Annotated in this window: 21 protein-coding genes and 1 pseudogene; 9 read left to right on the top strand and 13 right to left on the bottom strand. The window is 67.3% G+C overall.

Going from position 1 to position 26,744, the window contains the following annotated elements; translation table 11 throughout:
* The first annotated feature begins 19 nt into the window (after positions 1-19).
* On the top strand, positions 20-922 hold the full coding sequence (locus ACZK4H_RS06720; protein WP_099551358.1) for a peptidylprolyl isomerase: 903 nt from the start codon (positions 20-22) through the stop codon (positions 920-922).
* A 574-nt stretch (positions 923-1,496) separates the two neighbouring features.
* Here ACZK4H_RS06720 and ACZK4H_RS06715 read toward each other — a convergent pair.
* Positions 1,497-2,369 (bottom strand): DMT family transporter, encoded by an 873-nt coding sequence (locus ACZK4H_RS06715; RefSeq protein WP_049454681.1) that lies wholly within the window; start codon positions 2,367-2,369, stop codon positions 1,497-1,499.
* A gap of 115 nt (positions 2,370-2,484) precedes the next feature.
* On the opposite strand from ACZK4H_RS06715, the gene ACZK4H_RS06710 reads away from it, so the two are divergent.
* Both ACZK4H_RS06710 and ACZK4H_RS06705 read left to right on the top strand, forming a co-directional pair.
* Positions 2,485-3,429, top strand: coding sequence for a LysR substrate-binding domain-containing protein (locus ACZK4H_RS06710; RefSeq protein ID WP_099551359.1), 945 nt, complete (start codon positions 2,485-2,487; stop codon positions 3,427-3,429).
* 68 nt (positions 3,430-3,497) lie between these two features.
* The gene (locus ACZK4H_RS06705; RefSeq protein WP_005408721.1) at positions 3,498-3,791 is read left to right on the top strand and encodes a hypothetical protein; all 294 of its coding nucleotides are present in this window, start codon (positions 3,498-3,500) and stop codon (positions 3,789-3,791) included.
* 31 nt (positions 3,792-3,822) lie between these two features.
* Here the strand turns inward: ACZK4H_RS06705 and ACZK4H_RS06700 are convergent, their stop codons facing one another.
* Positions 3,823-4,602 carry a DUF4349 domain-containing protein gene (locus tag ACZK4H_RS06700; protein WP_099551382.1) on the bottom strand — a complete coding sequence of 260 codons (780 nt, stop codon included), beginning with the start codon at positions 4,600-4,602 and terminating at the stop codon, positions 3,823-3,825.
* A 32-nt stretch (positions 4,603-4,634) separates the two neighbouring features.
* Entirely contained in the window at positions 4,635-4,991 is a 357-nt protein-coding gene (locus ACZK4H_RS06695) for a GFA family protein (protein ID WP_099551360.1), read from the bottom strand.
* A gap of 112 nt (positions 4,992-5,103) precedes the next feature.
* Here ACZK4H_RS06695 and ACZK4H_RS06690 point away from each other — a divergent pair, with 112 nt between their 5' ends.
* Positions 5,104-6,912: a DUF885 domain-containing protein gene (locus ACZK4H_RS06690; protein WP_099551361.1), complete on the top strand. Its 1,809-nt coding sequence runs from the start codon at positions 5,104-5,106 to the stop codon at positions 6,910-6,912.
* Between the two features lie 143 nt (positions 6,913-7,055).
* On the top strand, positions 7,056-8,057 hold the full coding sequence (locus tag ACZK4H_RS06685) for a polysaccharide lyase (protein WP_099551362.1): 1,002 nt from the start codon (positions 7,056-7,058) through the stop codon (positions 8,055-8,057).
* 9 nt (positions 8,058-8,066) lie between these two features.
* Here ACZK4H_RS06685 and agp read toward each other — a convergent pair whose 3' ends face one another.
* The 3 genes from agp to ACZK4H_RS06670 all read right to left on the bottom strand — a co-directional run bounded on the left by agp (position 8,067) and on the right by ACZK4H_RS06670 (position 12,955).
* On the bottom strand, positions 8,067-9,290 hold the full coding sequence (agp, locus tag ACZK4H_RS06680; protein WP_099551363.1) for a bifunctional glucose-1-phosphatase/inositol phosphatase: 1,224 nt from the start codon (positions 9,288-9,290) through the stop codon (positions 8,067-8,069).
* 67 nt (positions 9,291-9,357) lie between these two features.
* Positions 9,358-11,196, bottom strand: a complete 1,839-nt coding sequence (gene smrA / locus ACZK4H_RS06675) for a multidrug efflux ABC transporter SmrA (protein ID WP_478473065.1) — start codon at positions 11,194-11,196, stop codon at positions 9,358-9,360.
* Between the two features lie 199 nt (positions 11,197-11,395).
* Positions 11,396-12,955: a serine hydrolase gene (locus tag ACZK4H_RS06670; protein ID WP_099551365.1), complete on the bottom strand. Its 1,560-nt coding sequence runs from the start codon at positions 12,953-12,955 to the stop codon at positions 11,396-11,398.
* A 110-nt stretch (positions 12,956-13,065) separates the two neighbouring features.
* Here ACZK4H_RS06670 and ACZK4H_RS06665 point away from each other — a divergent pair, with 110 nt between their 5' ends.
* Genes ACZK4H_RS06665 through ACZK4H_RS06655 form a run of 3 tightly spaced genes read left to right on the top strand, consistent with a single transcriptional unit; the run spans position 13,066 to position 15,306 of the window.
* Positions 13,066-13,509: a VOC family protein gene (locus ACZK4H_RS06665; protein WP_099551366.1), complete on the top strand. Its 444-nt coding sequence runs from the start codon at positions 13,066-13,068 to the stop codon at positions 13,507-13,509.
* Complete coding sequence (locus ACZK4H_RS06660; RefSeq protein WP_099551367.1) at positions 13,506-14,324, top strand: DUF72 domain-containing protein; 819 nt, start codon at positions 13,506-13,508, stop codon at positions 14,322-14,324. Before ACZK4H_RS06665 ends, ACZK4H_RS06660 begins: the two co-directional genes overlap by 4 nt.
* 34 nt (positions 14,325-14,358) lie before the next feature.
* On the top strand, positions 14,359-15,306 hold the full coding sequence (locus tag ACZK4H_RS06655; protein WP_032128349.1) for a DMT family transporter: 948 nt from the start codon (positions 14,359-14,361) through the stop codon (positions 15,304-15,306).
* Positions 15,307-15,351: 45 nt separating this feature from the next.
* Here the strand turns inward: ACZK4H_RS06655 and ACZK4H_RS06650 are convergent, their stop codons facing one another.
* The 6 genes and pseudogenes from ACZK4H_RS06650 to ACZK4H_RS06625 form a co-directional block, all read right to left on the bottom strand.
* Positions 15,352-16,512 carry an AAA family ATPase gene (locus ACZK4H_RS06650; protein WP_099551383.1) on the bottom strand — a complete coding sequence of 387 codons (1,161 nt, stop codon included), beginning with the start codon at positions 16,510-16,512 and terminating at the stop codon, positions 15,352-15,354.
* Between the two features lie 161 nt (positions 16,513-16,673).
* Positions 16,674-17,738 (bottom strand): sensor domain-containing diguanylate cyclase, encoded by a 1,065-nt coding sequence (locus tag ACZK4H_RS06645; protein WP_099551368.1) that lies wholly within the window; start codon positions 17,736-17,738, stop codon positions 16,674-16,676.
* Positions 17,739-17,882: 144 nt separating this feature from the next.
* Complete coding sequence (locus ACZK4H_RS06640; protein WP_099551369.1) at positions 17,883-18,605, bottom strand: pseudouridine synthase; 723 nt, start codon at positions 18,603-18,605, stop codon at positions 17,883-17,885.
* A gap of 34 nt (positions 18,606-18,639) precedes the next feature.
* Positions 18,640-20,304, bottom strand: coding sequence for a sensor domain-containing diguanylate cyclase (locus ACZK4H_RS06635; RefSeq protein WP_099551370.1), 1,665 nt, complete (start codon positions 20,302-20,304; stop codon positions 18,640-18,642).
* Between the two features lie 109 nt (positions 20,305-20,413).
* Positions 20,414-22,837, bottom strand: a pseudogene (locus ACZK4H_RS06630) (putative bifunctional diguanylate cyclase/phosphodiesterase).
* Between the two features lie 227 nt (positions 22,838-23,064).
* Complete coding sequence (locus ACZK4H_RS06625; RefSeq protein WP_099551372.1) at positions 23,065-25,011, bottom strand: DEAD/DEAH box helicase; 1,947 nt, start codon at positions 25,009-25,011, stop codon at positions 23,065-23,067.
* Positions 25,012-25,277: 266 nt separating this feature from the next.
* Here ACZK4H_RS06625 and ACZK4H_RS06620 point away from each other — a divergent pair, with 266 nt between their 5' ends.
* Positions 25,278-25,499 carry an RNA-binding S4 domain-containing protein gene (locus tag ACZK4H_RS06620; protein ID WP_012479588.1) on the top strand — a complete coding sequence of 74 codons (222 nt, stop codon included), beginning with the start codon at positions 25,278-25,280 and terminating at the stop codon, positions 25,497-25,499.
* A gap of 11 nt (positions 25,500-25,510) precedes the next feature.
* Here the strand turns inward: ACZK4H_RS06620 and ubiM are convergent, their stop codons facing one another.
* Entirely contained in the window at positions 25,511-26,689 is a 1,179-nt protein-coding gene (ubiM, locus tag ACZK4H_RS06615) for a 5-demethoxyubiquinol-8 5-hydroxylase UbiM (protein ID WP_099551373.1), read from the bottom strand.
* Positions 26,690-26,744 lie beyond the last annotated feature (55 nt).

Raw genomic sequence — 26,744 nt, 5'->3', positions numbered from 1 at the left:
TTCATGTTCCGGGGTTCCCATGCCGCACCGTCGTCGCCTTGCCCTGACCGCCCTCGCCCTCGCCTGCCTGCTGCCCGCCCTGGCCAGTGCCGCCACGCCCTACCGAAGCCCGCAGCAGATTCTCGATGCGTCGGCGGCCAGCGACTGGCGCACCCCGGATCCGGCCAACCTGCTGTACATGGACCTGCCGGCCGGGCGGGTGATCATCGAACTGGCGCCGCAGTTCGCCCCGCGCCATGTTGCCAACATCCAGACCTTCGCCCACGAGCACTTCTGGGACGGCACCAGCATCTACCGCTCGCAGGACAACTTCGTGGTGCAGTTCGGCGATGCCGACGCCGATGACGCGGCCAAGGCCAAGCCGTTCGGCAGTGCCGCGCGCAAGCTGCCGGCCGAGTTCGAACGCGCCAGCGCCGGCCTGAAGGTCAGCGTGCTGCCGGACCGCGATGGCTGGGCCGCGCAGACCGGGTTCGTCGACGGTTTCCCGGTGGGCCAGGATCCGCAGGCCGGCAAGGCCTGGCTGGCCCACTGCTACGGGATGCTCGGCGCCGGCCGCAGCAACGAGGAAGACAGCAGCATCGGTGCCGAACTGTACGTGGTGACCGGCCAGTCGCCGCGCCAACTGGACCGCAACATCACCCTGGTCGGTCGCGTGCTGAAGGGCATGGAACTGCTCAGCGCGATCCCGCGCGGACCCGCGCCGATGGGGTTCTACACCGACCCGAAACTGCGCACGCCGATCGTGTCGATCCGCCGCGCCAGCGACGTGCCGGCCGCAGAGCGCACGCCGATCCAGGTGCTGCGTACCGATTCGAAGACCTTCGCCGATACGGTGGAGGCACGCCGCAATCGCGTGGATGATTTCTACAAGCGCCCGGCCGGGCATATCGATCTCTGCAATATTCCGGTGCCGGTGCGCTGATGGTTTCCTGCGCGTGACGCGTGCTGAAGGTGCTTCACTGTTCATGGGCGTTACTTTTCTTTGTACGCAAAGAAAAGTAACCAAAAGAAACGCGCCGCCAGGTCGCGAGCCGCCGTGCTTCGCACGTCGGTCCCCTGCGCTTCTCGGTGAATCAGGGGACGGTGCCGAACTCGCTGCGCTCAGACATCGGCACCTCTTCGCCCCTGATTCCCCTGCGATGCTCGGCTCACTCAAGGCGGACCCAAGGTCAAGAGCCACAGCTGCACGACGATGCATGGTAGTGCCGGGCCGGGCCCGGCGAGCGAAGCGACCGCTTCTGCCTTTGATCTTGGATCCGCCTTGAGCGAGCCGAGCACCGCAGGTCCGGCGAGGGCGAAGAGGTGCGGGTGTCTGAGCGCAGCGAGTTCCCGCGCCGTCCCTCGACGGGCCGAGGAGCGCAGGGCACCGGTGCGCAGCACCGGCTCGCGGCCGGCGGAACGTTTCTTTTGGTTACTTTTCTTTGCGTACAAAGAAAAGTAACGCCCATGAACAGTGAAGCACCTTCAGCACGCGCAACGCGCAAAACGCCAATTCCTCAGCCCTTCTGACTCACCGCCACGCTACCCAGAATCAGCACACCGGCAATCAGCATCTGCACCGTCACCGCCTCACCCAGGAACAACCACGCAAACGCCGCGCCGAACAGCGGAATCAGGTAGGTCACCGTCGACGCGCGTGACGGGCCGATGCGGCCGATCAGGCGGTAGAACATCAGGAACGCCAGCCCGGTGCAGGCTACGCCCAAGGCGATCGCCGCGCCCCAGGCCTTCAGCGGAATCGCCGCCTGCGGCCAGTGGCTCACCGCCATCGGCAGCATCCACAGCGAGGCACACGACAGCGTGGCTGCCGCAGCCGCGGCCGACGGCAGGCCGGTCATGTGCCGCTTCACCAGGTTCACGCCCAGGCCGTACAGCAGCGAAGCCGCCGCGCCGGCCAGCACCGCGGTGCCGATGCTCAGGCCCGAGACCTTGGCGGTGGCCAGCACCACCACGCCGGCAAAGCCGACCAGCAGCGCACCGGCACGGCGCATGCCGATCTTTTCACCGAAGAACAGGAACGCGATCAGCGCAGCGAACAGCACCGTCATCGCATTGCAGATCGCACCGATCGCGGCCGGCGCCTGTTCGGCGGCATAGGCAAACAGCACGAACGGCAGCGCCGAGTTGATCAGGCCGATCGGTGCAAGCCACAGCCAGCGCCGCGGCGGGAACTGCGCGCGGGCACGCCACAGGAACGGCAGCAGCACCAGCGCTCCCAGCACCAGCCGTACCTCGACCAGCGCGAACGGGCCGAACGACGGCACCGCCACCCGCATGAACAGGAACGAGCAGCCCCAGATGGCGCCCAGCAGGGTCAATTCCAGCGGCGTGCGCCAGTCGCGCTCGGCCGCCTGTGGGACCGCATTCATGCCCTGCCTCCGTCCATCATCTGTTTCGTGCCAAGGCAGACAGGATCAGGCGCAGACGCCCGCCACACAAGCGCGTAGTATCGCTGCCAGCCACAAATATGGTTTGAGGCTCGACATGCAGCTACGCCCTTCCCTGCTCCCCGCACTGGCCGTGTTCGCGGTCGCCGCACGCCACCAGAACTTCGCCCAGGCCGCTCAGGAACTGCACCTGACCGCCAGCGCGGTCAGCCACCATGTGCGTCGCCTGGAAGAAGTGCTGGAAGTACGCCTGTTCCTGCGCCACGCCCGCGGCGTGCGCCTGACCGCCGAAGGCCGACAGCTGGCCGACGCCGCCAGCGCTGCGTTCACCGACGTCGCAGCGGTTGCCCACCATCTGCACCCCGATGCCGACAGCGTACCGCTGCGGATCACTACCCTGCGCTCGCTGTCCTACTGCTGGCTGTTGCCACGCCTGCCGCGCTTCACCCAGGCGCATCCGCATATCCGCATCGAACTGCATACCGGCAGCGGGCTGGATCGCTACGACGACAACGGCCCCGAAGTCGGCATCCGCTACGGGCTGGGGCAATGGCCGGGCCTGCGCGCGCAGCATCTGATGGACGACTATCTGTTCCCCGTAGCCTCACCCGCGCTCGCCGGCGTCGAAATCCTGGACGACCCGGCGCGCATCGCTGGATTGCCGCTGCTGACCGATCTGTCACCGCAGGGCTGGCGTGACTGGTTCCGCCACGCCGGTGTACGCCCGCCGTCGCCGCTGCCGCCGATGCACACCTTCGCCGACAGCACCGATGCGATGCGTGCAGCGGTGTATGGCATGGGCGCGGTGCTGGCGCGCACCCACGTCGCCCAGCCCTACCTGCAGCGCTATGAAGTGGTGCGCCTGCCCGGCCCTGCGCTGAAGGCCCGCTACGCCTACTACGTGGTGCATGCCGAAGGGCAGCCGCCGAGCCCTGCGGCACGCCTGTTCATCGACTGGTTGCTGGAGCAGGCGCAGGACGAGCGCACGCCGATTCCCGCGCTGCCGGACAGTCTGTTGGGGCGCCCTGCCACGCGCGGCTGACTGCGCCCTCACCCGCTCTTTGCTTCACGCTGGCTAGGCTGCTGGCGAACCCACAACGTACCTATGCCATGGCCATGCTGCGACTGCGCATCACCGGAACCGAAGACGACGCCCGCGCCATCAGCGATCTGCTGCTCGGCCTGGAAGGCATCGAGCATGTCGAGGAAACCGACGACCTGATGCCGCACATGGACGACGACGACTCCAGTTCGGCCGGGCTGTCCGACGACATCGGCCCGGGCATCCACGAACTGGAAGTGGAAGTCGGCAATGAAAGCACCGCGCAGAAGGTGCGCGATGCCGTGCAGGAACTGGCGCTGGAGCTGGATGTGTTCGTCGAGTACGAGACCGACGAGGGCTGATGCCGGCTGGCTGCCGGCATCAGCCTTCACCTCAGAGGTTGGGCGGCAGCTTGCGACGGCGGCGGCGCCACCACGCCCGCACACCCCAGGCCGCGATCAAGGCCAGCACCGCCACCGGCAGCAGCGCTGCGGCGGCGCGGATCAGGAACGCAATGCTGGTGCTGAGGATGCCGCCCGACTCGCTCAGCGCCTCGCCGATCTCGCTGCGGCTGCGCTGGCCCGAGGTGGTGTCGAAGTGGATCGTCACCAGTTGGGTATCGATGCGCCGACGCTGCTGCGCGGCCTCCTTGTTGGCCTGCTCGACACCGGCCTCGATCTCCGACAGCCGCGTGGTGATCGCCATCAGGTCTTCGATCTTCAGGTCCTTGCGATCCTGGTAGGACAGCAGCCGCGCGTGTTCCTTCTCCAGCCGCGCCTTGGTCAGCGCGGTGTCGGCCACGGCCTGCGCGAGGTCCTCGGCACGCGTGTTACGTGACTGCAGCGTGCCGCCTTCACCGGCCAACGCGATCAACGGCTCGGTGCCCTTCGGTGCAATCCGCACCTTGACCTCGCCGCTGGGCTGCTCGCCACTGCGCTGGTCGACCTGCAGCACCGCGCAGTCACCGAACTTCGCGCTCTGGCAGGCCTGTGCCACCTGCTGGACACGCGGTGCGATCTGCGCCGCTTCCAGCTGCACCTGCACGTCGTGTTCGTAGGCGAGGAATGCGCCTTCCGGTGAAGCGATGGCAGCCTCGGCCGCCGTGGCGCCCGCATCCGCCGCCATGTCGCCCTGCTTGGCGCAGGCGCCCAGCGCCAGCAGCAGCACCGGCATGGCCAGCGTGCGCGTCCACGCGCGCAGCGGCCTCACAGCGCGGCTCCGTTGTAGGAGGTCACCGAAAGACCGGCCAGATCCACCTGCGGCACGCAGCGCACGTTCACCGCCACCATCGGTGTACCGCTGCGCGGATCCACCGCCTCGCTGTAGGGGGCAATGCCGCATTCGCGGCAATGGTGATGATCGATATGGGCCTTGTTGAAGTGGTAGGTGGCCACGTCCGCCGGATCGGTGCTCAGCTGGAACGCTTCGCGCGGGGCGAACCACAGCAGGCTGCCGCGGCGACGGCACATCGAGCAGTTGCAGTCGATGACGTCGCTGATCGGCGCCTCGGCCTGTACGGTGAATGCGATCCTGCCGCAATGGCAGCTTCCCTGGTATTCCATGTCCTGTGCTCCGCTGGAGGGTCCGTGTCTGCGCCCATGGTAATCCTATGGCACGGGGACAAAGCAGCTCCGGCGCCCTATGCTCGGGGTTTGACCCTGTACAGGAACGCCGATGCGCCCGCATCTTCTTGCCCTCGCCCTGGTCGCCGCCCTCGCCGGTTGCCAGCCGGCCGACGCCCCGACCAACGGTTCCACCCCGGCCGCCAGCCAGCAGGCCGGTGACGCGGCGGTCGATGCCGCCTTCGCCGATCTGTCCAAGCGCGCCCTGGACACCTGGATGCAGCTGTCGCCGGTCAGCGCCACCCAGATCGGTGACCATCGCTACGACAGCGAGCTGGACGACCTCAGCGCCGCCGGCCAGCAGAAGACCGTGGCCGCCTACAAGGCACTGCTGGGCGAGCTGGACAAGATCGAAGTGGCCAAGCTGGGCCGCGAGAACCAGGTGGACGCGGCGATCCTGCGCAACCAGCTGCAGTCGGAAATCTGGAACGCCGAAGTGCTGCAGTCCGGCAAGTGGGACCCGCAGCTGTACAACGGCATCGCCGGCAGCGCGATCTACGGCCTGATGGCGCGTGAATTCGCACCGCTGCCGGAGCGCCTGAAGTCAGCCACCGCACGCATGGAGAAGCTGCCGGCGATCTTCGCCCAGGCCCGCGAGAACCTGGACCCGGCGCGCGTACCGAAGATCCATGCCGAGACGGTGGCCAAGCAGAACAAGGGCATCCTCAGCATCGTCGATACCTTCATCACCCCCCACATCGGCGAACTGCCGCAGGCCGACCAGCAGCGCCTGCAGGCCGCCATCGACGGCCTGAAGAAGGCCGTGGACGAGCAGCAGACCTGGCTGGACAAGACCCTGGTGCCGAATGCCAAGGGCGACTTCCGCATCGGTGCGGAAAAGTACGACCAGAAGCTGAAGTTCGCGCTGAGCTCCTCGCTGTCGCGCCAGGAGATCGGTGAGCGCGCGCGTGCCGAACTCAAGCGCGTGCGCGAGGACATGTACGGCATCGCGCAGACCGTGCTGAAGGACAAGCCGGGTGCGCCGGAGATGCCGGCCCAGCCGACCGACGAGCAGCAGCAGAAGGCGATCGAGGCCGCGCTGGAACTGGCCTACGCCGACAAGCCGGCACGCGACAAGGTCGTCGACGATGCCAAGGCCGCGCTGGACCAGTCCACTGCGTTCGTGCGCGAGCACGACCTGATGACCCTGCCCGACGCACCGGTGGACATCATCCTGATGCCGGAATTCCAGCGTGGCGTGGCCGTGGCCTACTGCGATTCGCCGGGCCCGCTGGACAAGAACCTGAAGACCTTCTACGCCGTGTCGCCGATTCCGGACGACTGGAACGACAAGCAGGTCGACTCGTTCCTGCGTGAATACAACTCGCGTATGATCCACCTGCTCAGCATCCACGAAGGCACCCCGGGCCACTACCTGGAGGGCTGGCACTCGGCCAAGTTCCCCTCCACCCTGCGTGCGGTGCTGCGTTCGGGCCTGTTCGCCGAAGGCTGGGCGGTCTACACCGAGCGCATGATGCAGGAGCAGGGCTACCTCAACAACGACCCGTTGTTCCACCTGGTACAGCTGAAGTTCTACCTGCGCACGATCTCCAACGCGATCCTCGACCAGGGCGTGCACGTGGACAACTGGGATCGCGAGAAGGCGATGCACCTGATGACCCACGACGCGTTCCAGCAGGAAAGCGAAGCCTCGGGCAAGTGGGTGCGCGCACAGCTGACGTCGGCGCAGCTGCCGACCTACTTCGTCGGTGCGCAGGAACACTTCGACACCCGCAAGGCGGTGCAGGAGAAGCTGGGCGACAAGTTCAACCTGAAGGCCTACCACGACCAGATGCTGTCCTACGGCGCACCGCCGGTACGTTTCGCCCGCCAGCTGATGCTGGACCAGCCGATCGAATGATCGGGGTGGTGTAAGTTGCAAACGGAACGGCCCGGGCAAACCCGGGCCGTTTCTACATGCGGTGGCGGGAGCCGCGGCTGCATCACGCACCGGCAACATGCACGGGTGCATCGTTCGCCGGGTTCTCCCTTCCACCAGCGTCCATGTCTCTCCCTCTGCTCCGTCTTGCACTGCTGCCCACGCTGCTGGCCAGCGCCTGTGCCTTCGCCGCCTGCCCTCCACCACCGCCCGGCCAGCCCGACATCCGTGCCCTGGGCTACTACACCGACCAGGCCGGCTCGGTGATCGACCCGGCACTGCACCAGCAGAACAAGGACGCCACTGCGCCGCTGGACCGCTATGCCGCCGACGTGGCGCGCATGAGCGACGACTATCTGCGCAACGGTGACCCGGCAGCGGCGCAATGCACGCTGGCATGGCTGGGTGCATGGGCAGACGGAGGCGCGATGCTCGGGCAGATGATCCGGGTCAACAACGACCAGTCGTTCTACATGCGGCAGTGGATGCTCGATGCCGTGGCGATGGCCTACCTGAAAGTGCACGACCAGGCCGACCCGCAGCAGCGCGCACGCATCGATCCGTGGCTGCAACAGCTGGCACGCGCCAACCTGGCCTACTGGGACAACCCGAAACGGCGCCGCAACAACCACTACTACTGGGGCGGCCTGGGCGTGCTGGCGACCGGCCTGGCCACCGACGACGACGCCCTGTGGCAGGCCGGCCACGCCGCCTTCCAGAAAGGCATCGATGACGTCCAGGACGATGGCAGCCTGCCGCTGGAAATGGCCCGCGGGCAGCGTGCCCTGCACTACCACGACTACGCACTGGCGCCACTGGTGATGATGGCCGAACTGGCGCGGCTACGCGGGCAGGACTGGTATGCCAGCAGGGATCACGCCATCGACCACCTTGCCCGTCGCGTCATCGAAGGCAGCAAGGACCCTGCATGGTTCAACCAACACACCGGCGTTGCACAGCTGCCGCTCCGCAGACCGAGCGGCTGGGTCGAGTTCTACCGGTTGCGATCACCCGATGGCGGTCTGTTCGATGCCGCGCATGCACGCGGCCCGTTCCACTCGCCACGGCTGGGGGGCGACCTTACGCTGATGGCCACCCATGGCATCGTGCGCACGCCGCTGCGATAGCACTCTGTTTCAGTGACGGGCCCGCTGCAGCAGCTGCTGCAACTGCGCGCGGCTGCAGCCCTGCCGGTCGCAGCCCGGCAACGGCAGTGCGACGCGCCCCGGCGGCTGCGCCTCGGTCAGCGGCAGCGCATCGCGCAGCTGCCCGGTGGTGGGATAGACGTAGGACACGCGGAAACGCTCGCCATCGCTCTTGCGGTCACGCCAACGCTCGAACTGCAGCAGGCCACCGATCGGCGTCTTCTCGTACTGGCCTGGCAACGTGTAGTCAGCGATTCCCAACGCGGCCAGCACGGAGCCGATGTTGGAATCGTGGCCGACCAGCAGCGACACCTTCGGTGACGCCGGATCCGTGAACAGCGCGGCCACCCGTGCCAGCAGCGGCGCGGCCACGTCACGGGCGACCTCGGGGGTACCGAACAGGATGTCCTGGTAGCGATTGCGGATCTGCGCCAGCGCCTGCCATTGCGCTTCGTTGTTCAAGCGGCCCCAGCCTTCGCGCGGAATGCCACTTCCCTGGTAGTGCTCCATCAGCAGCGCATCCACCACCCCGCTGGCCAGCGCCAGTGAACCCGAAGCGCGAGGCTCGTTGCCCGGCTCCGCACTGAAGGTGATATCGGCCAGCGTCAGATGGCAGTCGCCGCGGCCGGTACACGCCGCCGACTCCGGGTAGCGGGTGATCTGCTCCACCACGGACAGTGCCGGTGCCATGTCCACGTCGGTCAGCGCTTGCTGCATTGCCGACAGCGCGCGGTCGCGGAAGACCGTGTCTCTGTTATGGATTACCGGATTGAACAAGGGATCCATCGTGCCCAGCGGCATGCGCTGCTCGATCGCAACGTGGCAGCCCGGGAAGGCACCGGCAACGAAGAACTGCGCGGTGGCCTGGGTACGTTGCAGGCTGTTGGCATGGGCGTGGAAGTCAGCGGGCTGCGGGCAACCCGACGCCGGCAACAGTCGCGCCTGGCGCAGCCACTGGCCGATGTAGCGGCCCATGTAGACCTCCAGCACGCCGCCCTTGGTGGTCAGCTCGCCCGGTGCCACCTCCCAGCGCGGCCAGGTCTCGGGTGTCGCGTTGGCGAGCGCGCCGGAGGCCACCACCGGCGCGCGCAGGTTATGGCGGCTGAGCAGGATGACCTGCTCAAGCTGCTCGCCTGCGGCGGGTGCGGCCATCGCGGTTGCAGTGCTCATGGCCAGCGCGAGCGCCAGCAACAGGGAGCGCAGGGGGAGGATCATGCAGGTCTCCAGAAGCACGCTGGGGTCAGAGCCCTTTCCTGCGGAAAGGGATCCGACCCCGATCCCATCATTGATCGGCAGCCACGAAACCACCGGTCTGCCGCGCCCACAACCGTGCGTACAGTCCACCGGCCGCAATCAGTTCCGCATGGCTGCCGGTTTCGACGATGCGGCCCTGGTCCATCACCACCAGCCGGTCCATGCGCGCGATGGTCGACAGCCGGTGCGCGATCGCGATCACCGTCTTGCCACCCATCAGTTCGTCCAGGCTGTCCTGGATCGCCGCTTCCACTTCCGAATCCAGCGCCGAGGTCGCCTCGTCCAGCACCAGGATCGGTGCGTCCTTCAGCAGCACGCGGGCAATGGCGATACGCTGGCGCTGGCCACCGGACAGCTTCACGCCGCGCTCGCCGACGTGCGCGTCGTAGCCGCGACGGCCCTGCCCGTCCACCAGCGTATCGATGAAGGCTTCGGCACGTGCTTTGGCTACTGCTGCGCGCAGCTGCTCATCGGTGGCGTCCGGACGGCCGTACAGCAGGTTGTCGCGGATCGAGCGATGCAGCAGCGAGGTGTCCTGGGTGACCACGCCGATCTGCTGGCGCAGGCTTTCCTGGGTGACGTAGGCAATGTCCTGGTCGTCGATCAGGATGCGGCCGCTCTCCAGGTCGTACAGGCGCAGCAGCACGTTGACCAGGGTCGACTTGCCCGCACCGGAGGGGCCGACCAGGCCGATCTTCTCGCCGGGTTTCACCACCAGGTCCAGGCCGGCGATCACGCCGCCCTTCTTGCCGTAGTGGAAGTGGATGTCCTGGAAGTGCACGCCACCACGGGTCACCTGCAACGGCACTGCATCCTCGCGGTCCTGCACGGTCAGCGGCTGGGCGATGGTGGTGATGCCATCCTGCACCGTGCCGATGTCCTCGAAGATGCCGTTGATGGTCCACATGATCCAGCCGGACATGTTGTGGATGCGGATCACCAGGCCGGTGGCCAGCGTGATCGCGCCGACGGTGATGTGGCCGCCATTCCACAGCCACAGCGCCAGCCCACAGGTGCCGGCAATCAGGAAGCCGTTGACGATGGCGATGGCGATGGTCAGGTCCATGCCGGTGGTGATGCGGGTCTGCGCGCGGTGCTTGACCGCCAGTTCCTGGATCGACTCGGCCACGTAGGCCTGCTCGCGCCCACCATGGGCGAACAGCTTCAGCGTGGGAATGTTGGTGTAGCCATCGACGATGCGGCCCATCGCCTTCGAACGCGCTTCGGAGGCGATCCAAGCGCGTTCCTTCGCCCGCGGAACGAAGTAGGCCAGGATCACCGCGTAGGCCAGCAACCACAGGATCAGCGGCACCATCAGCCGCCAGTCGGCCTGCGCGAACAGGTACAGCGCAGTGCCGGTGTAGACCACGATGTACCAGAGCGAATCGACCATCTGCACCGCCGATTCGCGCAGCGACGTGCCGGTCTGCATCACCCGGTTGGCGACGCTGCCGGCGAAATCGTTCTGGAAGAAGCTCAGGCTCTGCCGCACCACGTAGTTGTGCATCAGCCAGCGCGAGCGGTTGCTCAGGCCGGGCACGATGGCCTGGTTGACCAGCAGGTTGTGCAGGCCGACCAGGATCGGCCGTGCGATGACCGTGATGAACAGCATCCAGCCCAGTTCATTGGCGTGGCGCTGGAAGAAACCGGCACCCGGCTGCTCGGCGACCATGTCGACGATACGGCCCAGGTAATCGAACATCGCCACTTCCACCAGCGCCAGCAGCAGGCCGGCGATGAGCGTGGCCAGCAGCACCGGCCACACCGGGCGCAGGTAGTGCAGGTAGAACGGCAGCACCTTGCGCGGTGGCATGCGCCCATCCACGGGCGGGAACACAGGGATCAGGGATTCAAACCAACGGAACATCGCATTCCCTCGCCATCATTAGCCGGCGGAGTATCCCACGCCGCATGTGTACACCGGCCGACGATCGCCGCGGCTCCGGTAGTGCCGGCCGCTGGCCGGCACCCTTGCGACGCATCCGGGGAACATGAGGTTGCCGGCCAGCGGCCGGCACTATCCATCGGATTCGTCAAACGTTGGCGCCGGGCCACGTCCGGCGGCGTCACTTCACCGGAGTGAACAGCAGGTCCTGGAAATCGAAACTGAAATCGGTCAGGTCGGAAATCGGCTGCATGCGCACCTCGCGCACCTTGCCATCCGGGTCCAGGCTGAAGTTCACGAATGCGTCGGCGTTGAGCGAACGGTCGTCCCAGCGCACGATGAAGGTGTCGTGCTGCCAGTGCTCCAGGCGCCCGCTCAGCTGCGCGGTCTTGGCAAAGCGCAGGCGCAGGCCCTTGCCCTCGCTGCTGACCTGCATATCACCGTACCAGCGGTCACGGAAGGTGCCGGTGTAGCCGGCCAGCGCCAGCGACGGCCTGCTGCCCTTGTCGCGCGCGCTCTGGTGCTTGGCCCAGGCCTCGTCGGCCTTGTCCTGTCCCTTGGCCACGGCCTTGGCATAGGCGTCCACCCAGTCATGCTTTTCACCGCCCAGGTAGGCATCGAGCACACTCAGGGTGATCGCATTGAACGCCGCGCCCACTTCCTGATTGGTCAGCACCACCACGCCCAGTTTCTCGCCCGGTACCAGGGTCAGCCGCGAAACCATGCCTGGCCAGCCACCGGTGTGCCAGACCAGCTTCTGCCCGCGATAGTCGCTCAGGCTCCAGCCCTCGCCATAGCCGGCGAAATTGGCCCGCGCCGGTGCCAGTTCCGGCACGCTTGGCGCCGGAATCGACTGCGGCGTGATCATCCGCCACATCTGCTGCTGGCTCTTCTCGGTGAACAACGGCGTGCCATCGGCCAGCTTGCCTTCGGCCAGCTGCACCTGCATCCAGCGCGCCATGTCATGCGCGCTGGAATAGATGCCACCGGCGCCTGCGTTGTTCGACCAGGTCAGCGGCGCAACGGTGCGCAGATCCTTGAAATCGTACTTGGCGTGACCGACCGCGGCCTTGTCACCGGGCTTCAGGTGATCGGCGTTGTAGCGCGTGCCGGTCATGCCCACCTTGTCGAAGATGCGCGCCTGCAGGAACTGCTGGTAGCTCATGCCGGAAACGTGCTCGATCACCTGCTGGGCGACCGCGTACAGGATGTTGTCGTAGGCATAGCTTTCGCGGAAACCGCCCTTCAGCGGCACCTTGCCCAGGCGCTCCACCACTTCGGCATTGCTGTAGGACGTGGTCGGCCAGAACAGCAGGTCACCGGCGCCCAGGCTCAGGCCACTGCGATGCGACAGCAGGTCGCGGATCGTCATCTGCCCGGTCACGAACGGATCGGACATGCGGAACGACGGCAGGTGGTCGATCACCTTGTCGTCCATCTTCAGCTTGCCGTCCTCGGCCAGCAGGTTCAGCGAGGTTGCAGTGAACGCCTTGGTATTGGAGGCAATGGCGAACAGGGTGTCGGCCTGGACCGGCTCCGGCCTGCCCTGTTCACGCACGCCCCAACCGCGCTCGAGCACGACCTGGCCGTCCTTGACCACGGCCACGGCGATGCCGGGCACGTCGAACTGCGCGCGCACGCGCTCGACGGTCGCATCCAGGTCCTGCAGCTGCGCCGGGGTGCCCGCGCTTGCCATGGTCGTGCATGCCAGCAGCACGGCTCCTCCAATCCAGGGTTTCATCCAGCACGATCTCCGAAAAGGGGTGGCGGCCATGTGCAGGCCGTCATCAAGGGTTCGCGCGATGGTAACGGTCATCGGCGCAGGCTGGCCTGTGCCATAGGAGGGGTGTCATGGACGGGAACGGCCAACCGAGCAATGGATCCACCATCATTCCTTGCCTGCGCTACCGCGATGCGCAGGCGGCGATCGACTGGCTGCAGCGCGCCTTCGGCTTTCATGCCCAGGCGGTGTATGCCGATGGCGATACCGTGTTCCACGCCCAGCTGACCTTCGGCAACGGCATGATCATGCTCGGCTCGGCCGTCAAGGAAAGCGCCTGGAGCCAGCATGCCGCGATGCCGGACGAGGTGGGCGGCCGCCAGACCCAGAGTGCCTGCGTGATCGTCACCGATGCCGACGCGCACTACGCCCGGGCCAAGGCGGCCGGGGCACGCATCGTCATCGACATCGCCGACCAGGACTACGGCGGCCGTGGCTATGCCTGCGCCGATCCGGAAGGCTACCTGTGGTGGTTCGGCAGCTACGATCCCTGGCGCGCGGACCACGGCCAGTGACCGCAGGAGCGATCCGCTGCGGCATCGGCGGCTGGGTGTTTCCGGAATGGCGCGGCGGCGTGTTCTATCCCGCCGGCCTGCCGCAGCGGGAAGAGCTGGCACACGCCAGCCGTGCGCTGCGCTGCATCGAGATCAACGGCACCTTCTACCGCACGCCGACCGCAGTGCAATGCGCGCAATGGGCCGCGCAGACCCCTGAAGGCTTCCGTTTCTCGCTGAAGGCGCCGCGCTACCTGGTACAGCGCCGCGACCTGTCCAGCACGGTGGATGCCGCGGCGCCGTTCCTGCAGGCCGCACTCGCGCTCGGTGACCGGCTGGGCCCGCTGCTGTGGCAGTTCGATCCACGGCATCCGGCCGACGCCGAAGCGCTGGAACGGCTGATGGCGCAGCTGCCGAAGCAACTGGACGGCGTGCCGCTGCAGCACGCCCTGGAAGTCCGCAATGCCGAGGCGCATGGCCCGGAACTGGTTACCGCTGCGCGCGCGCACGGCGTGGCCCTGGTGATCGAGGACAGCGACGAGGCACCCCTGCATGGCGATGTCAGCGCCGGCTTCGTCTACGCACGGATCAAGCGCAGCCAGGCACGTTTGAACGAGGGCCTGCCGGCACCCGTGCAGCAGCGCTGGGCCGAACGGGCCCGGCGCTGGTCGCGCGGCGAGCCGGTGGACGACCTGCCCTGCCTGGCAGCGCCCGCCCCTGAAACCCCGCGCGAGGTCTACCTGCTGTGCATCGGCGCAGGCAAGGCGCGCAACCCGGCGGCAGCGATGGCGCTGCAGCGGCAGGTTGACCGGGGCAACAATTCCACACGCGGGTAGCGCTGCGACGTTCGCCTTGCCTCACAATAGGCGGATGAGCACACCCGACACCCGCAAAGCGCTGTGGCAGATCCACTTCTGTGTCCTGCTGTGGGGCGTCACCGCCATCCTCGGCAAGCTGATCACCCTGCCCGCATTGCCGCTGGTCTGGTGGCGCATGCTGCTGGTGACGGCGATGCTGGCCCTGCTGCCACGGGTGTGGCGCGGGCTGCGCACCCTGCCCCTGCGGCTGGTGGCCGGCTACGCTGGCATCGGCGCGCTGGTCGCCCTGCACTGGCTGACGTTCTACGGTGCGGTGAAGCTGGCCAATGCGTCGGTGGCCGCCACCTGCATTGCGCTGGCGCCGGTGTTCACTTCAATCATCGAACCGTGGGTAGCCAAGCGGCCGTTCCAGCTGCGTGAACTGGCCTTCGGCCTGGCAGTACTGCCGGGCGTGGCGCTGGTGGTCGGTGGCGTGCCCGATGGCATGCGCCTGGGTGTATTGATCGGCGCGATCTCGGCATTGCTGGTGGCGGTGTTCGGCTCGCTCAACAAGCGCATGGTCAGCCACGCCGATCCGCTTACGGTCACGGCGCTGGAGCTGGGTGCCGGCACCCTCACCCTGACCCTGCTGGCACCGCTGATGCCCTACCTGCTGCCGGCGCTGGCCAGCCCGCTGTGGGTGGTTCCGGACCTGCACGACGGCATCCTGCTGCTGGTACTGGCCGGGTTCTGCACGCTGCTGCCGTTCGCCCTGGCCCTGGTCGCGCTGCGCCACCTGAGCGCCTACACCGTACAGCTGGTGACCAACCTGGAACCTGTCTACGCAGTGGTGCTGGCGGTGGTGCTGCTGCGCGAGCAGCACGAGGTCACGCCATGGTTCTACCTGGGCGTGGCGATCATCGTCGGAGCAGTGTTCCTGCATCCGCTGCTCAATCGCCGCAAGCCGGTGCAGCATCCGGAAATCCTTGGCACGGCCGAGGCGCGCAACATCGCCGATTGAGTGCATCCACGCACGGCGTGGATCTACCGCGCGTGGAGCGACGTTTCAGCGCTGCGGCCAGTGCCATGCCGGGGCATCCAGCAGCCCCTGCCCACTCAACAACGTGCGGCCCTGCTCCTTGTGCAGGTGCAGCGAGTGGCAGCCCGGTGCCTGCTCCAACGCGGCGATCAGCCGGCTGGCGTGAGACACCACCCATACCTGGCTGCGTGCACTGGCGGCGATGATCAGCCGCGCCAGCGCCGGCAGCAGGTCTGGATGCAGGCTGGTCTCCGGCTCATTGAGCACCAGCAGCGGCGGCGGGCGCGGTGTGTGCAGTGCGGCAGCCAGCAGCAGGAAACGCAGGGTGCCATCGGACAGCTCGGTCATCGACAAGGGCCGCAGCAGCCCGGGCTGGTGGAAGCGCAGGGCCAATCGGCCATCCAGTTCCTCGAAGCCGATCGTGGCACCTGGGAAGGCATCGTCCACGCTGCGTGCCAAGGCAACCGGATCTCCGATCTCGAGGATGGTCACCCAGGCCGCCGCCAGATCGCGGCCGTCGTGATGCAGCACCGGCGTGCGCGTGGCCATCGCCGGCTGCCGCGCCGGCGCATCGGCATCGCTGCGGAAATGATCGTAGAAGCGCCAGCGACGGATGTACTCACGCAGGGCGATGGTTTCCGGCATGCGCTGCGGATCGCCGACCTGGGTGAACAGGCTGTCGAACGATGACAGCCGGTCGTCGACCCGATCCCAGCCGTGCGCATGGCGTTGCCGCACCATCGCCCCGCGGCGATCGACCAGCAGGTTGGCGCTGCGCAGGAACGGCCCGGCCCAGATCGCCTCGGCCTTGATCTGCGGGTCCAGTGCGAACGCTGAACGGCTGGGCGGTGGATAGCCCAGGTCGATCGCATAGCCGAACTGGTCAGTGGCGAAGCCGAGCTTCAGGCCCACCGCTTCCTGGCGCGGGCCACCCTGCAGGGGAATGTCGCCCGCCGTGACCCGGCGGTCGATCTTTTCCGGGCCGGCCCACAACGCCGAGCCGAGTCCACCTTCGCGCGCCAGCACTGCGGCCACTCCGCCCTGCGCGGTTTCCGCCAACAGGCGCAGCGCGCGGTACAGGCTGGATTTTCCACTGCCGTTGTCGCCGGTGACCACATTCAACGGCTGCAGCGGCAGCACCAGTCCATGCAGTGAACGGTAGTGGGCGATGGCCAGGGTCTGCAGCATGGTCGGCGTCCGCGGGAACAGATGCACCATGCTGGCCGGTCGTGGTCGCAGGGATTGCGACGCGACGGTGTTGAATCGGGAACGGCATCCACGCGTGGCGTGGGCCTACCTGAGTGGCATCGAATCATCCGCACGTCGCATCCATTCGACGGGGGGGCGATTCAGTCGGCCCGTTCCACCCGGTTGCGGCCATTGCCCTTGGCCCGGTACAACGCCTTGTCGGCACGTGCCAGGGTCTCGTCCACGCTCTCGCCAGTGAGGTGCTGGGCGACACCGATACTGATCGTGACCGGGAAACCCAGCGGAAGGTCGGCCACCGCCAGGCGCAGGAACTCGCATTGCAGCTCCGCGGTGCGCAGATCGGTACCGGGCATCACCGCCACGAACTCTTCGCCGCCATAACGCGCGGCCATGCCGCGGCCGGCGAAGTGCGAGCGCAGCAGCGCTCCCAGTTCGGCCAGTACCCGGTCGCCGGTGGCGTGACCCTGGAAGTCGTTGATGTGCTTGAAATGGTCGATGTCCAGCAGCGCCACGCAGGCCGCACTGGGCGGATTCCCGGCCACCGCCTCTTCCAGCGCGGCCGCCATCGCACGGCGGTTGGGCAGGCCGGTCAAGGCATCGGTACGGCTCTGTGCGGCCAGGTCGGCATTCTGCGCCAGCAGTACGTCCTGGTATTCCGACAACAGGCGCTCGTAATCGTCGCGCTCCAGCATGTGCTTCTGGATGTCGAGGGCGAAGCGGCGCAGTTCCATCACCAGCATCACCTGCCGCGACAGAGCAGCCAGCGCCTCGGCCTTGTCGCTGGCCAGGTGCTGCGGATGCGCGTCGAACACGCATAGCGTGCCCAGCGGCAGGCCATCTGAACTGATCAGCGGCGCACCGGCATAGAAGCGGATGTGCGGATCGCCGGTCACCACCGGGTTGTCGTGGAAGCGGATGTCCTGCAGCGCGTCCTCCACCACCATGATTTCCTGCGGCTGCAGGATGGCGTGGCCGCACATCGATTCGCTGCGCAGGTTCTCCGCCGCATCGATGCCCTGGATCGACTTGAACCATTGCCGTTCGACGTCGATCAGGGTCACCGCCGCCATCGAAGTGCCGCAGACCGCCTTGGCGATCACTACCAGGTCGTCGAAGGATTTCTCACGCTCCGAATCCAGGATGCGGTAGCGGTACAGCGCCTCAAGCCGAAGGGCTTCGTTGGCGGGCTTGTCGGGCTTGATCATGCAGCGTCATGTTCCGGCAGGTCACCGCCAAGTCTAGCGGATGCCGGTGCGTAAACCGCACAACAGGTACCGCCGGCCACTGGCCGGCATCCCGCAGTCATTCGATGACTGGTGCAGCCGGCCAGCGGCCGGCACTACCACGCGTTACCAGTCCAGCTGCTTCGGCAGCAGGCCCTGCAGTTCCTGCTCGGTCAGGTTGCGCCACTGGCCCGGCTTCAGCGCGCCGATCTTGATGTTGTCGATGCGCACACGGCGCAGCTGGGTCACGCGGTAGCCGAATTCAGCGGCCATCAGTCGGATCTGCCGGTTCAGGCCCTGCTGCAGGGTAATGCGGAAACCGAACTTGGCGATGCGCGAGGTCTTGCACGGCAGGGTCATCTGATCGTGGATGCGCACGCCGCGCGCCATGCCACGCAGGAATTCATCGGTAACCGGCTTGTTCACCGCCACCAGGTACTCCTTCTGGTGGCCGTTCTCAGCGCGCAGGATCTGGTTGACGATGTCGCCGTTGCTGGTCATCAGGATCAAGCCTTCGGACTCCTTGTCCAGTCGGCCGACCGGGAAGATGCGCTGTTCGTGGCCGACGAAGTCGACAATGTTGCCCTTGACCGATGTTTCGGTGGTGCAGGTGACGCCGACCGGCTTGTTCAGCGCGATGTAGACGTGGCGGCGGGTCCCGGGCTTGCGGGCGACGCGGGCGCGCAGCGGCTGGCCGTCGACCAGTACCTGGTCTTCTTCGCCCACCACCGCACCGGTGCCGGCCGGGTGGCCGTTGACGGTGACGCGGCGGGCGGCGATCAGGCGATCGGCCTCGCGGCGGGAGCAGAAGCCGGTGTCGGCGATGTGTTTGTTGAGTCGGGTGGTCATCGCCCTATTATCCGGCATCGCCGCCCGCTGCGCCTCATGCCGGGCCGGGCGGATCGAGCTCTTCACCGTCGAACACACGGTTGCGGCCTGCGCGCTTGGCCACGTACATGGCATGGTCGGCCCGCCGCAGCAGTGCCGCCAGGTCATCCTCGCCCGGCCGCCACTGTGCCAGGCCGATGCTGGCCGTCACTTCCAGCCCCGCTACCTGCAACGCCAGGCCGGCCTCGGTGATGCGCTGGCGAAGGCGGTCCAGCCGCGCCGATGCCGCCTCACGCGGCATGCCCGGCATCAGCAGCAGGAACTCCTCGCCACCCATCCGTACCACTTCGTCCTGGCTGCGCACCGCCGTGCGCAAGGCCCGCGCGACGGCCACCAGCACCTGGTCGCCCACCGCGTGGCCATGACGGTCGTTGATGTCCTTGAACAGGTCGATGTCGAGGAAGCCGATCACCAGCGGCCCTCCTTCACGGTTGACACGCTCCAGATGCCGCGCCAGCTGCTGCAGGCCGGCACGACGGTTGGGCAGGCCGGTCAGGCCATCGGTCTCGGCCAGCTGGCGCAGCTCGTCACGCTGCTGGCGCAGGCGGCCAAGCCGCTGGTTCAGGGCGTAGGCAGCCATCATCAACAACCAGGTCACCGCCAGCTGCAGCGCCTCCACCCGGTATTCCAGCAGCCACTCCGCACCACAGGCATCGGCGATGATCAGTACCAGCATCGGTGCCAGCGCTGCCAGACCCGCCTGCGCCCAACGGTCACCGCGCCAGCGTGCCCACAGGCCGACCAGCAGTGCCAGGCCACACCCGGACAGATAGGACACCTGCAGGCCCTGTGCGACCCAGGCCAGATGCTCCCAGCGCAGCCACGGCACCAGCGCGGCCAGCGCCATCAGGGTCCACAACACCAGCAGCTGCGCAGAGCGCGATCGAGGCAGCACGCGGTCGCCTCCGTTCAGCCGCCACAGTGCCGGCAGCACCAGCGCCTGCGAGGCCGCGGTCAACGACAGCAGCCACCTCGCGCCATGCTCCCCCACCGGCAGCCAGGGTTCCGGGTAGCCACTGAGCCCGCCGAGGATGGCCTGCCACAACACCAGTACGGTGGTGCAGGCGATATAGACCAGGAAGCTTCGGTCGCGCGTGGTCAGGAACGCCATCAGCGCCGACAACGCCAGCGCGATCGCCACCGCGATGCAGGCGGCACGTACCAGCAGGCGCGCGGTATCGTTCTGCTGCACCGGGCTGGGTGCGCCCAGCCGCAGGGTCGGTACCCAGCGTGTTTTCAGCGGCGTCTGCCAGGAAACCAGGAAAGGCTCGTGGCTGCCTGCCGGCGGTACGGCCACCATGCCGATACCTGCGCGGAAACGCGAATCGCGGGTACGGGCATCATGCATGTCGCCGCAGATTTCGCGGTCGCCATGCTGGACGCGCACTTCACCGGCAAAGACGTTGAACACATCCAGTGCCTGCGGCTCGCCCGACCAGCCAGTGGGCGGTGCGGGCACCTCGGCCTGCTGGCGGGCGCCGGACAGCATCTGCGGCGTGCACGCTCGGTGCGGCGTCGGCTCGTCGGTAGCACCGCCGACCAGAAGATAATCACGGCCCGACACGGCCTCTGCAGCCAGAAGCGGCCACGGCAACGCCAACCACACCATCAGGACGGCCAACACCGCTCCTGTTCCATACCGCCACTGCCTGCCGCCCACGCCACGTCCTGTTCCTGCTTACGTCCGCGCCCACTGCGCGTCGCCCCTGGCGCGCATTATCGCAGCCGGGCACGCCGCGCATGTGTAGACCAAAGTCGGCGCCCGCGGTTCAGCCTGCGCTGGGCGGTCCCTTCACGGCCACCAGCCGGAACGGCCTCAGGTCAGCCAGGGTCATCCGCTCCAGCGGCTGCGGCCGCTCGACCGCATAGCCCTGCAGGCCCTGCACCCCAAGCCGGGTCAGTGCGGCGGCGACTTCGGCGGTCTCCACCCATTCGGCCACCACCTCCATCTGCAGCTCGCGCCCCAGTTCACTGATCGCGCGCACGGTGGCGTGGCTGACCGGGTCGGTGTCCATGTCGCGGACGAAGGCGCCGTCGATCTTGAGCATGTCGGCCGGCAGCTGGCGCAGATAACCGAACGAAGAGAGGCCGGACCCGAAGTCGTCCAACGCCATCCGGCAGCCGCGCGCCTTCACCGCGTCGATGAACGCACGGGCCTGGCTGAGGTTGCTGATCGCGGCCGTTTCGGTGATCTCGAAACACAGCTTGGACGCCAGCGCACGGTTGCGTTCGAGCAGGTCGCAGACGAAGGAGAGGAAACCCGGTTCGGCAATCGACTGGGCAGATACATTGACGTTGCACAGTCCCAGCTGGCGGACATGCACCGGGCAGACCTGCAGGTGGCGGAACAGCAGTCCGAGCACGTGCCGGTCCAGCGCTACCGCCATGCCATAGCGCTCCACCGCAGGCATGAACTGTCCGGGCAGGTGCAGGTTGCCGTCGGTGCCCCGCATGCGCACCAGCACTTCATAGTGCAGGTAGGACGGATCGCCAACCCGGGCGATGCGTTGCGCATACAACAGCATCCGGTTCTCGGCCATCGCCAGGCTGACACCCTGCAGGCGCTCGGCCTCCTGCCGCCGCTCCTCCAGTGCCATGCGGTTCTCGTTGAAGCAGTGCACGCGGTTGCGGCCGGCCTGCTTGGCGGCATAGCAGGCACTGTCGGCAGCGCTCATCAGCCAGTTCACATCGGGTGCGTCGGCGCTGACTTCGACCACGCCGATGCTGCAGCTCAGCTGCGGGCGGCCTTCACTGATGGGGAAGGTCGCCTGCCCCAGGTTGCGGATCACCCGCTGCAGCACCCGCTTGGCTTCGTCCTGGCTGGCATGGGCAAGAAATACCGCGAACTCATCGGCGCCAAGTCGCCCGACCCAGTCGCCATCACGCACCGCAGCCACCAGGTAGTCGGCAAAGCTGCGCAGCATCTGATCGCCGGCGGCGTGGCCGAAACTGTCGTTGACCAGCTTGAAGTGGTCCAGATTGATGTAGCACAGCGCATGCGTTCCACCATCGCTGCGCACCTGCAGCAGTGCGCGTTCCAGCAGGCGTTCGATCTCGCGACGGTTGATCAGGCCGGTCAACGGATCGTGGCTGGCGTGGTGCTCGATCTCGCGTGCCAGCGCATGGTTCTGGCTGACGTCCTCGATGATCGCGAACACCGACAGGCCACCGCCGGCGCTGCGCACACCGGTACCGCTCCAGCGCCCCCAGACCAGGCTGCCGTCACGCCGGCAGAAGCGCAGTTCGCTCGGCCGCAGCTGGCGGTCCCAGTCGATGCGGCCGACGCCGTCGATGACCAGCTCGCCTTCCATCAGCAGATCGCCCAGCGACATCTGCAGCAGCACCTCACGCCGGTAATCGAGGATATCGGCCATCGCCTGGTTGGCTTCGACCACCCTGCCTTCGGTGTCAAGCTTGAGCATGCCGACGTTGGCCTGGTAGAACGCCGCGCGGAAGCGGCTCTCGTGTTCGGTCAGGTCCTTGCCCACGCGGCGCGCGAGAGCCACCGCCATCAGGCTGATCGCCAGCACCTACAGTCCTCCCACCACCAGCGTCGCGATGCGCACCATGGTGGCCATCCGCAGCAATGCCTGCGAGAACGCCTGCGCCTGCACCTGCAGGCGACGGTCGAGATCACGCAGCTGTTGAAGGTAGCGGTCACGCGCAGCGACCGGCAGCCCGCCCTGGCCGTGCCGCTGCTGCAGCTCATCCACCAGCCGCTGCACGGCCATCAGGTCGCCGTCGGTCTGCCGCCACAGGGCGGTCGCTTCACGGAATGCGCCGATGTCGCGTGCATACCGGAACGAGAACACCAGTCGTGGAATATCGGCGCGCGCGTTACCGCCCCGCAGGAAGCCCTGCCGGGCCTTGGCCTCGTCCGGTTCGGCCTGCTCCAGTGCCAGCCGCGCCTGCAGATCCCCCATGGGCACCTGCAGGGCCCGGCGTGCATCGTCCAGGTCCTGGGCATCACCACGCGCCAGGTAGCGGCTGAGTGCGGCGGTCGCGTCCTGCTGCCCCCGCGACCAGTACCCCTGGCCGGCAATCCAGGCGGTGGAAGCCGCCTGCAGTTCCTGGATCAAGGCGGACAGTGCGACCAGTCCAATCGCCATGCCCGTCAACAACGCAAACCGAAGTCCCAGGCCGCGGGTCATCGGCACCCGCCGGCTCTGTTGGTCCGTGCCACTCCTACCCATCCCGGATCCCCCCGAATGTGATGCGGTGACAACCTCCTTTGGAACCAGCTCAGCCTAGGACCGGGAATGTGTTGGCCATGCGAAAAAGGGGACGGAGGGGATTAAGTCGTTTTCGGCATAAGCCCCCCGGCCAGCCATTTACGACTTAATCCCCTCCGTCCCCTTTTCCAGCCCCATAACGGACAACGCCAGCCCGAAGGCTGGCGTTGTCATGGCTGCGGTACGACTCAGTAGCTGCGCGGGCCGCGCGGCTTGAAGCCGTCACGACGCGGCGGGCGGCTGTCGCGGTCACCGCCGCGATCGCCACCATTGCCACCCGGACCACCCGGGCCGCCACGACGCGGGCCACCCGGACCGCCCGGACCACGCTTGTCGAAGCGCGGCTTGAACGGGCGCGGGGCCGGGTTGGTGTCTTCACCCGGGGCCAGCGCGCGCATCTGCAGCTGCTGGCCGGACACCCAGACCTTCTGCAGGTGCGACAGCACGTCCGACGGCATCTGTGCCGGCAGGTCCAGCAGCGAGAAGTCGTCGTGGATGTCGATGCGGCCGATGAAGCGGCTTTCCAGGCCAGCTTCGTTGGCGATGGCGCCCACGATGTTGGCCGGCTTCACACCATGCTGGTGACCGACCGAAATACGGTAGGTCTCCATGCCCTGCTCCGGCGCACCACGCGGCGGAACCTCACGGCGCGGACGCTGCTCGAAACCACCTTCGGCGTCATCGCGACGCGGGCCACGCTCGAAGCGCGGACCACGCTCGTTACGGTCGAAGCGATCGCCACGCTCCGGACGGTCGCCACGGTCGAAGCGTTCGCGCGGCGCGCGCTCTTCACGCGGGGCCCGCACCGGCGGCTGCAGCAGGAACGGGGTATCGCCCTGCAGCATCTTCGCCAGCGCGGCTGCCACTTCAATGGCGGGCACGTTCTGCTCGTTCTCGAAGCGCTCCAGCAGCTGGCGGTAGAAGTCCAGGCCACCGGCACCCAGGGTTTCGGTGATGCGCGAGGTGAACTTGCTGATGCGGGTGTCGTTGACCGCTTCCACGCTCGGCAACTGCATTTCTTCGATCGGCTGGCGGGTGGCGCGCTCGATCTGGCGCAGCATGCCCTTCTCGCGCGGGGTGGCGAACAGGATCGCCTCACCGCTGCGGCCGGCACGACCGGTACGGCCGATGCGGTGCACGTAGCTTTCGGTGTCGTACGGGATGTCGTAGTTCAGCACGTGGCTGATGCGCTCCACGTCCAGGCCGCGCGCGGCCACGTCGGTGGCGACCAGGATGTCCAGCTTGCCTTCCTTCAGCATGGCGATGGTGCGCTCACGCTGGGCCTGCTGCATGTCACCGTTGATGGCGGCAGCGGCCAGGCCACGGGCCTGCAGCTTGCTGGCCAGTTCTTCGGTGCCGGCCTTGGTACGCGCGAAGATGATCATCGCGTCGAACGGCTCGACTTCCAGGATGCGGGTCAGCGCATCCAGCTTGTGCATGCCGCTCACCCACCAGTAGCGCTGGCGGATGTTGGCCGAGGTGGTGGTCTTGGCCGCGATGGTCACTTCCACCGGGTCCTGCAGGTAGGTCTGCGCGATGCGGCGGATCTGCGGCGGCATGGTGGCCGAGAACAGGGCTACCTGGCGCTGCTCCGGCAGCTTCTTCAGCACGGCTTCGACGTCGTCGATGAAGCCCATGCGCAGCATTTCATCGGCTTCGTCCAGCACCAGCGTCTTCAGCTCGGACAGGTCCAGGGTGCTGCGGTCGAGGTGGTCGATCACGCGGCCGGGGGTGCCGACCACGATATGCACGCCACGGCGCAGGGCCGACAGCTGCTGGCCGTACGGCTGGCCGCCGTACACCGGCAGCACGCGGAAGCCCGGGATCTTCGACGAATACGACTGGAACGCCTCGGCGACCTGGATGGCCAGTTCGCGCGTCGGCGCCAGGATCAGGGCCTGGGGCTTGATCTGCTGCAGGTCGATGTTGGACAGTACCGGCAGTGCGAACGCTGCGGTCTTGCCGGTACCGGTCTGGGCCTGGCCCAGTACGTCGCGGCCTTCCAGCATCGCCGGGATGGTGGCAGCCTGGATCGGCGACGGGGTTTCATAGCCGATGGCGGTGACCGCCTGCATCACGGGCTCGGACAGGCCGAGCTGCGCAAACTGCAGCGGCGCTTGGGAATCTTGGGACATGGGGAACTCCGAAGGCACTGCCGTCTTCCTGGCAGTGCGATAAAAAGGTGATGGTCCGCGCTTTGGGCGCCCTTCTTATCGCGTGCCCTGGCGCTGCTCGGTCGGAGGAGATTTCACTCGCTCAGAGCGGAATGATACCGCATTGATCCTGAACGAGGCGTACAGCTTTCCGTGCGCGTGCCGTCATGCCCCGCGCTGGCGCACAATACGCGCCCTCTTCCCGGCCCGGCCGCTGGCCCGCGCCCTCTTTCCAGGAACCCCGCTCCATGCAGATTCTCGAATTCGACCTCGACGGCGACTACGTCGAACTCAAGCAGCTGCTCAAGCTGGCCGACCTGGTCACCAGTGGCGGCGAGGCCAAGATGGTCATCAGCGACGGCCAGGTGCGGGTCGACGGCGAAGTCGAACTGCGCAAGGCCTGCAAGATCCGCGCAGGCCAGGTGGTCGAATTCGCCGACAGCCAGATCCGGGTGCTGGCCGCCGGCTGATCTGAAGCTGTTCAGGCCACGCGCTGGGTCAGGTGCGAGGCAATCAGTTGCCTGAACGGTGCCACGCCCTGCGCCAGGCGCAGGCCCGCCGCCCGCAGCAGGCGCGCCGGACGGCGATCGTCGGTGTACAGGCTGGCGATCGCGTTGGTGGCCTCGTACAGAGGCCGCGACGCCAGCCGATGACCGCGCTGGTAGCTGGCCAGCATGCCGGCGGCGGCGATGTCGGCACCGCGGCGCTGCTGTGCGACGATACCCTGCGCCAGCCGCTGCGCGCTGGCCAGGCCCCGGTTGAAGCCATGCGCGGTGACCGGGTGCATGCCGACGGCGGCATCGCCGATCAGCGCCGAACGCTCGCCGACAAAACGGTGCGCGTACACACCGACCAGCGGATACGCCTGCGGCGTGGCCACCGGCTGCATCCGGCCAAGGCGGTGTTCGAAGCAAGCACTGACGGCGTCGCCAAAGGCCACCTCATCCATCGCCAGCAGCTCCTCGATCTGCCGCGGCGGCAGCGTGATCACCGCCGATGCCTGGCCCTCGTTGAGCGGCAGCAACGCCATCGTGCGGCCGTAGCCGAACCATTCCCAGGCAGTGTGGTGATGGTCGCGCTCGACCTGCATGCGGCACACCAGCATCGACTTGCCGAAGTCACGCATCTGCGCACCGATGCCAAGCATGCGGCGGGTGGCGGAGAAGCGACTGTCAGCGGCCACCAGCAGCCGCGCATGAAGTTGGCTGCCGTCATCAAGTTTGACCACGTGGCCCTGCGCATCGGCCTGCACGCCCAGCACCTTGCGCCCGTCGAACAGTTCCAGGCCGTCCTGCCCCTGCACGGCATCCCATGCAGCACGGCGGATCAGATGATTGGGTACCAGCCAGCCCAGCGGCTGGCCGTCAACCTGGCTGCTGGCGAAGGTCAGCGCGAACGGCGAGCCGCCGTTCATCACCCTGGCATCGCGCAGCTCAGCGACTTCGGCCTGCGGCAGGCGCTGCCACAGCCCCAGCTGCTCCATGCTCTGCCGTGAGGCATGGGTCAACGCGATCTCGCGGCCATCGAAGGCGGCCTCGGCCAGCGCCTGGCGCGGCTGCACTTCGACCAGCCCGACCTGCAGCCCGCTGCCGGCCAGCGCACGCGCGAAGCACAGACCCGCCGGTCCGGCGCCGACCACCACCACGTCCATCCTGCGCATGCGCGCCTCCTGCCGTTGATTCAGTCCGGGCCAGCATAGCGCCACGCACCTGACC

The organism is Stenotrophomonas sp. 78350_Sma, from assembly GCF_056482105.1.
This window is presented reverse-complemented; position numbering and strand designations above follow the sequence as displayed.

Coding starts and splice junctions, on each gene's coding strand:
- ACZK4H_RS06720 (WP_099551358.1), top strand. CDS start 20: ATGCCGCACCGTCGTCGCCTTGCCCTGACCGCCCTCGCCCTCGCCTGC.
- ACZK4H_RS06715 (WP_049454681.1), bottom strand. CDS start 2,369: ATGAATGCGGTCCCACAGGCGGCCGAGCGCGACTGGCGCACGCCGCTG.
- ACZK4H_RS06710 (WP_099551359.1), top strand. CDS start 2,485: ATGCAGCTACGCCCTTCCCTGCTCCCCGCACTGGCCGTGTTCGCGGTC.
- ACZK4H_RS06705 (WP_005408721.1), top strand. CDS start 3,498: ATGGCCATGCTGCGACTGCGCATCACCGGAACCGAAGACGACGCCCGC.
- ACZK4H_RS06700 (WP_099551382.1), bottom strand. CDS start 4,602: ATGCCGGTGCTGCTGCTGGCGCTGGGCGCCTGCGCCAAGCAGGGCGAC.
- ACZK4H_RS06695 (WP_099551360.1), bottom strand. CDS start 4,991: ATGGAATACCAGGGAAGCTGCCATTGCGGCAGGATCGCATTCACCGTA.
- ACZK4H_RS06690 (WP_099551361.1), top strand. CDS start 5,104: ATGCGCCCGCATCTTCTTGCCCTCGCCCTGGTCGCCGCCCTCGCCGGT.
- ACZK4H_RS06685 (WP_099551362.1), top strand. CDS start 7,056: ATGTCTCTCCCTCTGCTCCGTCTTGCACTGCTGCCCACGCTGCTGGCC.
- agp (WP_099551363.1), bottom strand. CDS start 9,290: ATGATCCTCCCCCTGCGCTCCCTGTTGCTGGCGCTCGCGCTGGCCATG.
- smrA (WP_478473065.1), bottom strand. CDS start 11,196: ATGTTCCGTTGGTTTGAATCCCTGATCCCTGTGTTCCCGCCCGTGGAT.
- ACZK4H_RS06670 (WP_099551365.1), bottom strand. CDS start 12,955: ATGAAACCCTGGATTGGAGGAGCCGTGCTGCTGGCATGCACGACCATG.
- ACZK4H_RS06665 (WP_099551366.1), top strand. CDS start 13,066: ATGGACGGGAACGGCCAACCGAGCAATGGATCCACCATCATTCCTTGC.
- ACZK4H_RS06655 (WP_032128349.1), top strand. CDS start 14,359: ATGAGCACACCCGACACCCGCAAAGCGCTGTGGCAGATCCACTTCTGT.
- ACZK4H_RS06650 (WP_099551383.1), bottom strand. CDS start 16,512: ATGCTGCAGACCCTGGCCATCGCCCACTACCGTTCACTGCATGGACTG.
- ACZK4H_RS06645 (WP_099551368.1), bottom strand. CDS start 17,738: ATGATCAAGCCCGACAAGCCCGCCAACGAAGCCCTTCGGCTTGAGGCG.
- ACZK4H_RS06640 (WP_099551369.1), bottom strand. CDS start 18,605: ATGACCACCCGACTCAACAAACACATCGCCGACACCGGCTTCTGCTCC.
- ACZK4H_RS06625 (WP_099551372.1), bottom strand. CDS start 25,011: ATGTCCCAAGATTCCCAAGCGCCGCTGCAGTTTGCGCAGCTCGGCCTG.
- ACZK4H_RS06620 (WP_012479588.1), top strand. CDS start 25,278: ATGCAGATTCTCGAATTCGACCTCGACGGCGACTACGTCGAACTCAAG.
- ubiM (WP_099551373.1), bottom strand. CDS start 26,689: ATGCGCAGGATGGACGTGGTGGTGGTCGGCGCCGGACCGGCGGGTCTG.